Annotated in this window: 11 protein-coding genes and 1 pseudogene; 6 read left to right on the forward strand and 6 right to left on the reverse strand. The window is 56.7% G+C overall.

What is annotated here, in order from left to right; all coding sequences use genetic code 11:
- Positions 1 to 281: 281 nt before the first annotated feature.
- The gene (locus ACCD07_RS23630) at positions 282 to 1,019 is read left to right on the forward strand and encodes a GlxA family transcriptional regulator (protein ID WP_413448730.1); all 738 of its coding nucleotides are present in this window, start codon (positions 282 to 284) and stop codon (positions 1,017 to 1,019) included.
- A 150-nt stretch (positions 1,020 to 1,169) separates the two neighbouring features.
- Here ACCD07_RS23630 and ACCD07_RS23635 read toward each other — a convergent pair whose 3' ends face one another.
- From ACCD07_RS23635 to ACCD07_RS23650, 4 genes are all read right to left on the reverse strand, one after another.
- Positions 1,170 to 1,346 (reverse strand): hypothetical protein, encoded by a 177-nt coding sequence (locus ACCD07_RS23635; protein WP_413448731.1) that lies wholly within the window; start codon positions 1,344 to 1,346, stop codon positions 1,170 to 1,172.
- A 103-nt stretch (positions 1,347 to 1,449) separates the two neighbouring features.
- A complete protein-coding gene (locus ACCD07_RS23640) occupies positions 1,450 to 1,875 on the reverse strand; it encodes a CopD family protein (protein ID WP_413448732.1) in 426 nt (141 codons plus the stop codon).
- Positions 1,876 to 1,883: 8 nt separating this feature from the next.
- Positions 1,884 to 2,234 carry a DUF3817 domain-containing protein gene (locus tag ACCD07_RS23645; protein ID WP_413448733.1) on the reverse strand — a complete coding sequence of 117 codons (351 nt, stop codon included), beginning with the start codon at positions 2,232 to 2,234 and terminating at the stop codon, positions 1,884 to 1,886.
- A 442-nt stretch (positions 2,235 to 2,676) separates the two neighbouring features.
- Positions 2,677 to 3,585 carry a LysR family transcriptional regulator gene (locus ACCD07_RS23650; protein ID WP_413448734.1) on the reverse strand — a complete coding sequence of 303 codons (909 nt, stop codon included), beginning with the start codon at positions 3,583 to 3,585 and terminating at the stop codon, positions 2,677 to 2,679.
- A gap of 118 nt (positions 3,586 to 3,703) precedes the next feature.
- On the opposite strand from ACCD07_RS23650, the gene ACCD07_RS23655 reads away from it, so the two are divergent.
- Positions 3,704 to 4,492 carry an alpha/beta fold hydrolase gene (locus ACCD07_RS23655; RefSeq protein ID WP_413448735.1) on the forward strand — a complete coding sequence of 263 codons (789 nt, stop codon included), beginning with the start codon at positions 3,704 to 3,706 and terminating at the stop codon, positions 4,490 to 4,492.
- Between the two features lie 625 nt (positions 4,493 to 5,117).
- Here ACCD07_RS23655 and ACCD07_RS23660 read toward each other — a convergent pair.
- Positions 5,118 to 6,089, reverse strand: coding sequence for a GlxA family transcriptional regulator (locus ACCD07_RS23660; protein ID WP_413448736.1), 972 nt, complete (start codon positions 6,087 to 6,089; stop codon positions 5,118 to 5,120).
- Between the two features lie 169 nt (positions 6,090 to 6,258).
- Here ACCD07_RS23660 and ACCD07_RS23665 point away from each other — a divergent pair, with 169 nt between their 5' ends.
- Positions 6,259 to 7,050, forward strand: a complete 792-nt coding sequence (locus tag ACCD07_RS23665) for an MBL fold metallo-hydrolase (RefSeq protein ID WP_413448737.1) — start codon at positions 6,259 to 6,261, stop codon at positions 7,048 to 7,050.
- 159 nt (positions 7,051 to 7,209) lie between these two features.
- Here ACCD07_RS23665 and ACCD07_RS23670 read toward each other — a convergent pair whose 3' ends face one another.
- Positions 7,210 to 8,256, reverse strand: coding sequence for a GlxA family transcriptional regulator (locus tag ACCD07_RS23670; RefSeq protein ID WP_413448738.1), 1,047 nt, complete (start codon positions 8,254 to 8,256; stop codon positions 7,210 to 7,212).
- A 342-nt stretch (positions 8,257 to 8,598) separates the two neighbouring features.
- Here ACCD07_RS23670 and ACCD07_RS23675 point away from each other — a divergent pair.
- The 3 genes and pseudogenes from ACCD07_RS23675 to ACCD07_RS23685 form a co-directional block, all read left to right on the forward strand.
- Positions 8,599 to 9,099, forward strand: a pseudogene (locus tag ACCD07_RS23675) (IS66 family transposase); the annotation flags it as partial.
- Between the two features lie 288 nt (positions 9,100 to 9,387).
- Positions 9,388 to 9,822, forward strand: coding sequence for a hypothetical protein (locus tag ACCD07_RS23680; RefSeq protein WP_413448739.1), 435 nt, complete (start codon positions 9,388 to 9,390; stop codon positions 9,820 to 9,822).
- Positions 9,803 to 10,012 carry a hypothetical protein gene (locus tag ACCD07_RS23685; protein WP_413448740.1) on the forward strand — a complete coding sequence of 70 codons (210 nt, stop codon included), beginning with the start codon at positions 9,803 to 9,805 and terminating at the stop codon, positions 10,010 to 10,012. The genes ACCD07_RS23680 and ACCD07_RS23685 overlap by 20 nt, the downstream gene beginning before the upstream one ends.
- Positions 10,013 to 10,489 lie beyond the last annotated feature (477 nt).

Here is a 10,489-nt window from a genome sequence, read left to right on the forward strand (position 1 = left end):
ACAACGTGGTTGTCCTGGCGTTCGATGAGGCGACAGCATCGGATGTTTGCGGTTCCGCCGATGTTTTCTCCGTCGCGACAAAGTCCTTCCAGCGCCCTGATCAACGCCCTTATCGCGTGACGGTTGCCTCCGTCCGCAGGCAGCCACCCAATCACAAGCTTTTCGGGAATTGCCATTGAGACTACGCCGCTGTCGAAGATTGATCCAGCTTCAATTGAGACGCTGATAGTGCCCGGCGGCGCTCCTCCGCACGCTCCCCCTGTCCCGCAGGACGTGGTGGATTGGCTCGCTCGAGAAGGAGGGCATGCTCGCCGCCTTGTCGCATTTGCACGGGTACGTTTTTGCTTGCCGCAGCTGGGTTAATCGGCGACCGTAAGGTAACTACACATTGGCAGGCCACTGACGCACTGAGAGCCCGTCATCCGTCATTGCGCATCGAGGCTGACCGCGTCTACCTGCATGACGGTGGACTGTGGACATCAGGTGGCTTTACGGCAGGAATGGATTTGGCACTTGCCTTGCTCGAGGAAGACCATGGGCACGCGACCGCGATGGAAGTGGCGAGTTCTGTACTGCTCTTCGTTATACGGTCAGGTGAGCAGGCGCAGGTGTCCGCTACGCTTTCGGGTCAAGCCGCAGCCGATCGCCGCTTTAGCCATCTTCACGCTTGGGCGTTGGACCATCTTGCCGATGATCTACGCGTAGAAGTACTCGCTGAACGAGTGGGCATGACTGTTCGCACATTTTCTCGCCACTACACGGAGCAAACTGGACTCACACCAGCTAAGGCCATTGAAACGATGCGCCTTGAGGCCGCACTCAGGGCTCTGCATGAATCAGATCCATCACTAAAGCAGGTGGCCCGAAACTGTGGTTTTGGCGACCAACAAAACCTGCGGCGGGCTTTTCTGCGATTGCGCGGAACAACGCCGGAGCAGTACCGTCAGCAACGTCAGGGGCAGACTGTTTCGCAAATGGCAGGCACTGCTGATATCGCCGGCAGCGAAGCTGTCCGATAGCAGCATTATCAGCAAGTGGCGTCCATGCGCGCCGTATCAGTTTCGGCAAACACGCAGGATGCATTGGTCGACAAACGCTTGGTCATACCGCAAGGTCTCAGGGACTCGCCTTGGCGTTGAACCGCGCCTTAGTCCGCGTAGCACTAACGTTCAGTTCGAAGGTAAAAACGCCGGCATCAAAGAGGCGGCAACTAGCTCGAGGTCCTGTTCCGGCTGGCCTGCACGCGCACGGATGCCAATGCTGTGCGCGTTGGAGATCACCAGGAAGCAAAGGGTTTCGAGGTCCACATCCTCAGCAAGTTCTCCACAGTCCTTAGCCTGCTTCATACGGTTGAGCACCTGGGCTTCCCTTTCAGCTAATGCCCGTTTTTCAAAGGCCCGCGCTCGCAAACCTCAATCTGACCGGATGAGGTGCCAAGCCAGACACCACCTATCGGAGAGGTTTGAGCACCACCAAGGCGACGATGACTGACGCTATGAGGATAATTCCCGCCGCTAAGTGGTGCGAGTTCTTGATTTCCTTGGGCGCGCGGCGTTGAGAAATCTTGCGAAGGCGACCTATGAGTATGCCGTGTAGTGCTGATAACAGAAAAACCAACACCAGCTTTGCCATCAGCCAGATTTGAGGAAACCAATGGCCGGTTGTTGTCAGTGTGATCCCCGCAACCCAAACAATCAGCATCGCTGGTGTTGTTACGTACCGTTCCCATTGGGGCACGCGATCCAAGAGCGGAGTTCGACCATGCTCGCTGACGTCACGTACGAAAGACAGCGGACCCAAGACAACAGCGAGCATGCCACCTAGCCATGCAATGACAGCGGCAATGTGCAGGGTTTTCAGCAGAAGGTAGAGCATCACAGTTCCTATCTTAGTGCTGTCGATAGGTCCCTTTCACACCTCGCGAATGCACGCTCATTGACGAGCGCGCCGAAGGGGATAAGAGCGACCACTGCCATTCTTATGACTTCCCCTTGCGTCCAGTCCCCGCTTGAGAGCAGCTGCGCGAGTAGCCAGACATAGAGGACGTAGGCTAATCCGTGAACGGGCCCCATTACTGAAACCGCGACTGAGATGCCAGCGAGATGCTTCAGTGGTACTGCGACAGCTAACAGAAGTAGGAGGGTAGAACCCTCCATGAGAGATGCTAACCGCATTTTGCGTAGCTGCCGTCGGATTTCACTGCCTTGCGAGGTGGATTCTTGATTGATGTGCATTTCATTTCGAATGAATACGTTTGGCGGAGGCCGGTTGCGCTGCTAAACGCCCAATCATATCTGGCAGTCACTGGCCTCGGGTGTCATATTTCCGTCTTTTTAGGACAAGATATTGGTGGTACAAACGTGGCCCGTCGTGCACGGCCAATCGTGGCAACCAGATTGGCTCATTTTCATTTTGCATGCCCCGATGCGGCTATTGGCAGCATCGGCAAGCGCGTCAGAGCTCGCTTCGGCAAATAGCATCGGCGTCGCTGCGGGACTATTAATCGGCAAGCCATCATGCTGAAAAATGTGCAAAATCTCACAAGCCCGTGTGGCTGGGCATAGCTGCGACGAGCGAGAACAGGTTGCGGCGTTCTTTGGGATTCTGGGACGCGGCGACTTATGCCGAGCGGTGGTGGCGGTGATAAGAATACTTACGTGATGTCTACTTTATCGCTCAATTCTGGTCCCAGCTTGGGCCGTCAGCCCATTCTGCCGAGAGATAGTCAATAAATTGACGCACCTTGGACGGTAAATATCGAGCGCTTGGGAACACTGCGTGCACGGACAACTCGATGGTCTCAAGGTCTGGTAGAAGGCGCACCAGCTTTCCCGAGGCCAGGTGTTGACCAAACACGAAGGTAGGGCCATAAGCAATGCCAGCGCCGGCCAGCGCAGCGGCAAGCAGCATGTGCATATTATTTGACAGCATGCGTGTCGGCCCGTCGATCAGATATTGTCTCTGTTCGGAATCGGTGAAATTCCATCCGCCGGACGTGACGACCTCACTGAAGTCTAGGCGCGGAGCTCTTTTCAGATCGTCTGGGGTGGGGGCCGGTTCGTATTGTTCTAAGAACGAAGGCGCCGCGCACAGGACCATGCGGCAGGGTGCGAGACGCTTCGCCACCAGTTCCGAGTCGGCTAAGCGGCCGATGCGGATCGCTATGTCAATTCCTCTTGCATGGAGGTCGACATAACGGTCATCGAGCATAATTTCGATTGCAATTTGAGGATGCTCGGCCATGAAACGAGCCGTGAGATCACTCAGGTGGAGCATGCCGAAACTGACTGGCGCAGTTACACGAAGTAGGCCGCGAAGCGCAGTGCTCTTGTCGCTCGCTTCACTATTCGCCTCTTCGAACTCATCCAGGATACGCTTGCAACGCTCATAGTAGGCACGTCCGGCGTCGGTAGCGTTCAGCTTTCGAGTGCTGCGTTGAATCAGCCGTACATTCAGACTCGCCTCTAGACTGCTCAGATATTTCCCAGCCATTGACGCAGACAAACCAAAGCGCTTGCCCGCCGCGACCAGGCTGCCTTCATCTATCGCTGCAACAAACACTTCAATTTCGGTTATGCGGTCCACTGTGCCCTCCTTGATTCGATAATTCTACGACCGACAGATGATAGCAAGTGCTGGATTATCGTGCCTAAAGATAGTATCTAGAATGTGCCCACGCTTTTACCAAAAAGGAAGACCTATCATGAAAATTGCAGTCAACGGTATCGAGATTAATGTCAAAGATCAGGGCGGCGGCGCTCCTGCGGTGGTATTTCTGCATTACTGGGGTGGTTCGTCGCGTACCTGGGACGCGGTCATCGCAGCACTGCCTCCGAGTTATCGCACTGTGGCGCCGGATCTGCGCGGCTGGGGTGACTCCGAAGCTCCTGCTACCGGCTACGCATTGGCGGACTTTGCTGACGACGCGCAGCAAATGATCGCCAAGCTGGGCCTGCGTGAATACGTACTGATAGGGCACTCGATGGGCGGCAAGATTGCGCAACTGTTGGCCTCGCGTCGCCCTTCGGGTTTGGTCGGCCTGGTGCTGGTTGCGCCTGCGACGCCAACGCCACTGGCGCTGCCTCCAGAAGCCCGTGCAGGCATGAAATCCGCCTATCTGTCGCGCGAATCGATCGGTATGGCACTGGATCACATGCTGACCGCCAAGCCTCTTTCTGCAGCTTTGCGTGAGCAGGTCATTGAAGACAGCATGCGCGGCGCGCCACAGGCCCGCGAGGCATGGCCTGCATCGACCAGTCGGGAAGACATTTCTAGCCTGGTAGGTGCGATTGAGGTACCGGTTGCTGTCATCGCCGGCGAGCTGGATAAGGTGGATTCGGTTGATATTTTGAAGGCGGAGCTGCTGCCTCGCATCAGCCAGGCAAAGCTGCACGTGCTGCCTGGTACCGGACACTTGTCGCCGCTCGAGTCGCCGGCGGAAGTGGCCGCCGCTATCGTCGAATTTATCCAATCGACGAAGGCCGGTGCATAAGCGATAACAGAGACGGTCCTGTTGACTCGAGTGGCTGCTATTTGAGTTAGTTGGGCAACAGGCCCGCGATCGTGGAGCTTTCGGTGCCGACGGGTATTTTGCCCGTCGGCTGTTGACGCTGCAGTTGCTCTTGTTGTGCACTCCCATGCGCCCGAAATGCGGATTAGTTGATGACCTTACTAGGGCTGCAGCGCGGGCTTGAGCAAATGGGGGGCAACAACTGCGACGCGCACCAATTTTGTTTGGACAGCATTTTGCATCGGACGACAGCTGGGCGAAAACTAGTCTGTTGAAGATTACTGAGGAATGAAAATCCATGAAAGACTTACTGAATTTTGTGATTGAGTCGCACGGCGGTCGTAAGCGGCCGGCGTAGTCGGTGCCGGGTTCGATGAACTACAGTGGCCGCAGCCGGTGCGGCCAGGGGGCGAGCTACACCTGGAGGCCGAAATCCTCGACGTCCGCGTTTCGAAATCGCGTCTAGGGCAGGGCGCGGCGAAGGTAAGTAGCAATATTGTGGCTCATCGCCCCAGCGCGACGCGGCAGGGGCGAAATAACGCTGCTGCTTTTCCCAAATCTGAGTGGGGAAGTGGCTGGCGCCCCATCCTGCCTTAAAGGCAAGGTGCTAGCGATGGCGGTACTTCGTTGGAGTCTCGCCGATGAGTTTAGCGAAAAGACGTGTGAAGCTGACGACGTCCGAATAGCCTACAGCTTCCACGATCTTTGCAATGGTCCAGTTAGTGCTCTTCAAAAGATGCTTGGACTTCTCCACGCGAGCCTGCTGCAGCAGGGCCAGAGGTGATCTTCCAGTTTCTGCCTTGACCCTGCGGATCAATGTGCGACCGCTGACATGAAATGCTTGCGCCACGCGCTCAAGATCGTAAGTCTCCGTCAATCTGACTTCAAACCATTGCACCAGGTTTTGCGAGAACGTTGGCAGTTCTCGTTCCAGCAAGTTGGAATCGACATAGGGGGATTGGCTGGCCCGTTGGGATGGCAGCAGTGTGATCGCTGCGGTGGCTGTAGCGACGTCGGCACCGAGGTGGCGCTTTATTAAATGGATTGCCAAGTCAAAGGCAGAGCTCACCGCAGCAGTGGTGACGACGGCGCCATCCTCCATCAAGATGGCGTCTGAGTTGACGTTGGCCTCCGGGTAGCGACTCGCCAAGTCGCCAGCGAAAAGCCATGCGGTCGTGACTTTGCGCCCATTCAGTAAGCCTGCTTCGCCCAGGAGAAAAGCTCCGACGCAAACGGCCGCAACCGGCGTTCCGCGAGAAAAGCTGTGACGGATGAAATCAACTTCTCGCGTCAGTGGAGTCAGTTTCGCTGTCCAGTCTTGATATCGTTGCGTTTCCAATCCAGGAACAATCAAGAGGTCGTAGCTGCCGACGGGACGCTTGATTCGCAGTGCAAGTCCTCCGGCCACGATTACCTTTCTGTTTGGCAGTGCAATCAACTCGACATCCAATCGGACGTCTCGCTTTGCGCCCAAGCTGAGACTCATGTCGTTAGCGATGCGCAGTACATCGGCGATGCCGAACAATTGGGTGGGCATGGACCCGCTATAAGCAAGGACGGCGATGCGTACGGTCTTCATTCAACCCTCAAGAAAAAGAATTATGTCATTTGGCGATATTGACCATTATATAGTCAATATAGGCATGCATGTGCATAGGGGATGTGGTCGATAATTTGCCTATCGAGCGGAATACCTTGAATTAGGCACTGGTCGGTCCGCAATCCATCCACTATCAAAGAGGTCAAGAATGAAAAAGCCAGCCATCATTACAATTCCTATCCTGCCGTTCGGCATGGTCCACTGCCACTTGGTCATCGGTACGCGTGGTTGTGTGCTTATCGATACGGGGACGCCTGGCTCTGAAGCCAAGATTGAGCGTGTTCTTAAGCTACATGGCCTGGGAGTTCAAGACATCAAGTTGATAGTCGTTACGCATGCTCACACTGACCATGCGGGATCGGCCGCGACGATGCGCGAACTGTCGAAGGCGCCGATCTTGGCGCACGCTGGCGACCTGGATTACTACGAACGACGCAAGCCCATGACGTATTGCACGACGGCGTGGTTCGGCAGTTTGTTCTTGAAGACGGGGTTGCCTACCGAGCCATATAAGGCATTCACGCCGGACTTCCTTTTAAAAGACGGCGAATCGTTCGACCTCACTCAATTTGGGTTGGACGGCGTGGCCCGGCATACGCCTGGTCATACGGATGGCTCTATCTCGGTGCAACTAGCGACCGGTGATGCTCTCGTTGGAGACCTGGTTGCGTCCGGGGTTCTACTAGGGGGGATGTTGCGCGTGAATCACGCTATTCGCCCGCCGTTCGAGGATGATCCGAAGGCCGTTGGCAAAGAGCTGCTCGCGATGGTCGATTCGGGCATGCAAACGTTTCACATGGGACACGGTGGCCCCCTACCGGCCAGCGAGGTGCGCCGACACGCGCTTTTGTTGCAAGGTTTGAAGCCGGGACGTACGTATGAGATCCCGTCTGCCACATGCTCCTGCTCCCCGCCGGAGGCAACAGAAGAGGTGAAATAAAGGCTATTCTAAAGTTGGTAATCTGCAGCACTCGCTGTGCATGCCAGTGTCGTTCGGGCGACGGCGCTGGCGTGAAAACTTGGCAGATCGCATGGACAAGAGGCCTACGTACGCTCACGTCTTGGGGCAGGACCGGCTCCTGCTATTATCGGCGCGACCTTACAACATGGCAAAGCTCTCCTTAGCGGAAGAGCCAAGTTCACCTACAGCGAAGTTCCTTCGGTACTGTTCTGGGCTAATTCCGCAGTGACGTACGAAATGGCGGCGTAGATTTTGTACATCACCAAACCCGCAGTTGCGTGCAATCTGCTTTAGGCTAAAACCCCTGTCAGCAACCGCGCGCATTACCGCCTCCATGCGTAGTGAATGAATAGTTTTGGCCGGCGTACTCCCCATTTGTTCGGCGTAACGCCGAGTGAATGTCCTTGGCGCCATTCCAACTTGCTCGGCTAGAACCTCAATGGTTAGGTTTTCGGAGAGGTGTTCTATGATCCAGGCATGAAGGCGGCTGAACTGTCGATCTGCTACTGATTGCGTGGTTAATGCTGCGGACAGTTGCGCCTCCTCGCCCGCTCGCTTGACGAACACGACGATTGACTTTGCCGTTTCCATCGCGGCTGCATAGCCTTGATCCTCTTCCAAAATAGCTAGCGCGAGATCGAACCCTGCTGTGAAACCGGCGGAGGTCCATAAGCCACGGTCCTGTAAATAGACGCGGTCAGGCTCGATCGATACTTCCGGGTAGCGCTTCATTAACACGTCTGTGGACTGCCAGTGTGTAGTGACCCGACGGTTTCCTACGAGGCGTGCTTCGGCCAATAGAAATGTCCCGGTGCAGATGCCGCACAGGCGCTTCGGCCGGTGCCCTTCGCGCGAGAGCCAGTCGACAACTTTGATCGGCACTGGTGGATCTTGAGGAGGGCCTCCACCTGGGACAACTAGTGTATCGATGGCGTCAATATCTAACGATGAAAGTGCCGTTGTCGTAAATGTCAGACCAGAAGATGTGCGAATAGGAGTGCCATCGACGGATGCTACTACGACGTGATATCCAGAATTGCCAGCGGGCCTGATAAAGCGGGTGGCTATCGCGAATACATCCGCGACACCGCTGACGTCTGAAGCGGTCACGTCGTCGAAGGCAAGAATGACGATAGTGCGAAGCGGTACTGGCGGGGCCGTATTATTGGAAATAGAAGTGGCCATAGAAATTTGTTTGCTGTTTGAGCAAACCCACCTGGCTTGCGTCGAGATGGCGCCAAACAGCACTGTTTTTTAGTCGGAGGAGGGGCTACCAGACGGCAGGTTGCATGATTTTCTCTTTGCTTGCAACTCGCGAAAATTCGCTATTCCAATTGGGCCGGAAAGCCTGCAAAGGGTGTAAGCGTCTTCCTAGCGCCGTCTGGACTGCCTAGGCTCCGGCATCCATGATCGAATTTTGGCACAGCATGTGTGCCCACAAATTCTGATTATGGACACAAATTTTCAACCGATCATTTCCAAGAATGCGCGCGGCCCTTATCGCCAGCATCCGCTCGAGTTCAAGCTCTGCCGTTCTACCGCCAGTCCGTCATCTAGGCCCGCGAAGGCGTCGACCTGGATCGCGCGCTGCTGGCTAGCTGGGTCGGCGCCGCCAGCGCGTTGCTGCGCCCGTTGGTCGATGCCATTCAACGCCAAGTGCTGGCGGCGTCGAAGCTGCATGCCGACGATACGCCGATCCCGGTAGTAGCACCCGGCAGTGGAAAAACCAAGACGGCGCGCCTGTGGACCTATGTGCGTGACGGTCGGCCCTCCGGCGACACCACGCCGCCAGCGGTTTGGTTCGCCTACACGCCGGACCGCAAGGGCATTCATCCGCAGACCCACCTGGCCAAGTTCGAGGGCGTGCTGCAAGCCGATGCTTACGCCGGCTTCAACGCCTTGTTCGACGACGGCGTGGTTCGCGAGACGGCTTGTTGGGCACATGCACGGCGCAAATTCCACGACCTGCACGCGGCGCGACCGACGCCGCTAACCACGGAGGCGCTGCGCCGGATCGCCGAGCTCTATGTGAACCGGCCCGGGATTTTGAGAGGCTCCTGGGTTTGAGTCAGGCCGATATGGCTCGACTCGAAAGTTGACGAGTAGTAATTCGAGAACCTGAAGCGCATCGCGCCGGATGGGTATTACCCGAACGCGGTGCTGGTGCGCAAGGCTTCGTAAAAGCTTAATTCATGCAACCAATGACAATTGGTGAGATTTACATTTTTTTTAAAACATATAATTAAGGAAAATTTTTCCGGAGCGCTTATGCCCAGAGATCCCGTTGCCACTCTTCCCCCGCCGCCCGAAAGGCACGTGGCCGATTATGCCCCGCGCGGTTCGCCGCAGTACTTAAGCGAAGAACAACGGCGCCGCGAGCGCGAAGCCCAGGCGTATGTGCAGCGGCATTTTGCCGAAACGGGTTATCTGCCGAAGGAGTACGAAATCAGGCGGGCCTCGGATCCAGACTTCAATCGGTCCGAGGAAGCCGAAGGGCGGGCCGCGCTGCAGGAAGCATTGACGCGGCTGAAGCTGTGGGAGGCGCATTGGCGCGACGTCTATCAATACAATGTGCTGAGCAGCGAACAGGCGATCAGCTGGCAGGCCACGTGGAACCGCGAAACAATCATCGGTTCGCTCGGCGGCACGCTCGGCTCCGTCAGAACGCTGCCGGAGGAGCACCGGCTGACCACCGCGATCAACGACGGGCGGCGCAGAGGCCCGCTTTCTGGTGCGCTTCGATGTCATTGATGTCAACCTCATCAAGAAGCTGTCGGAGCTGGTGAGCGCCAAGGCGCTGTGGTTCTCGCTGCTGATGCCGATCGCGCTGCACCCGGGACCATCTCGCTCGTCAACAAACAGCTTGCCTCGCGCGGCCAGCGAGACGCTGGCGCGAAATTGCGGCGCGCTGCGGTGCAGCGTGGCTTGCCCGTACGAGTAGGCCGTGCCGGTCAGCGCGGCTTCGCTGTAGCCGGCGCCGACCAACGACAATCCCGGCCGCCGGCTGGCGCGAGTTAAATTCTGTGCTGCTTAATAAGCAATTTAAAGCCTGTGTGACTCGCCATGCTTCTGTAGATTTTAAGTTGCGGTGGGCGCCTAGCGAGTGTGTCTCGTAACCGTGCGCCTGGTTGTAGCTGACGCCTTGCGAATTTTGAAAACCAATGCTGTCTTGATAGACAGCGAGTAGGCAAGCCGGAAAGTGGTGCAGTGGTAGACTAATGTGAAGGATGGCCGACATGCATCAGGCATCGCCTACTCAAGCAGTCTATTTTGGGGCGGCGTTTTTATCGCCCAACTGCTGGCGCGCAGCGCCAGCCCCGCGCGCCCGGGGGGCGCGCCGCCCGCGGGATCTATAAAACAAACCCCCCCCCCCCGTGATTTGTGGGGCCCCAAGCGGGGGAAGGGAAAATAAGCGGGG

Origin of the sequence: Duganella sp. Dugasp56 (assembly GCF_047304105.1) — a bacterium.
GTDB classification, from domain to species: Bacteria; Pseudomonadota; Gammaproteobacteria; order Burkholderiales; family Burkholderiaceae_D; genus Rugamonas; species Rugamonas hordei.

Coding starts and splice junctions, on each gene's coding strand:
- ACCD07_RS23670 (WP_413448738.1), bottom strand. CDS start 8,256: ATGGCCACTTCTATTTCCAATAATACGGCCCCGCCAGTACCGCTTCGC.
- ACCD07_RS23655 (WP_413448735.1), top strand. CDS start 3,704: ATGAAAATTGCAGTCAACGGTATCGAGATTAATGTCAAAGATCAGGGC.
- ACCD07_RS23645 (WP_413448733.1), bottom strand. CDS start 2,234: ATGCACATCAATCAAGAATCCACCTCGCAAGGCAGTGAAATCCGACGG.
- ACCD07_RS23635 (WP_413448731.1), bottom strand. CDS start 1,346: ATGAAGCAGGCTAAGGACTGTGGAGAACTTGCTGAGGATGTGGACCTC.
- ACCD07_RS23640 (WP_413448732.1), bottom strand. CDS start 1,875: ATGCTCTACCTTCTGCTGAAAACCCTGCACATTGCCGCTGTCATTGCA.
- ACCD07_RS23665 (WP_413448737.1), top strand. CDS start 6,259: ATGAAAAAGCCAGCCATCATTACAATTCCTATCCTGCCGTTCGGCATG.
- ACCD07_RS23660 (WP_413448736.1), bottom strand. CDS start 6,089: ATGAAGACCGTACGCATCGCCGTCCTTGCTTATAGCGGGTCCATGCCC.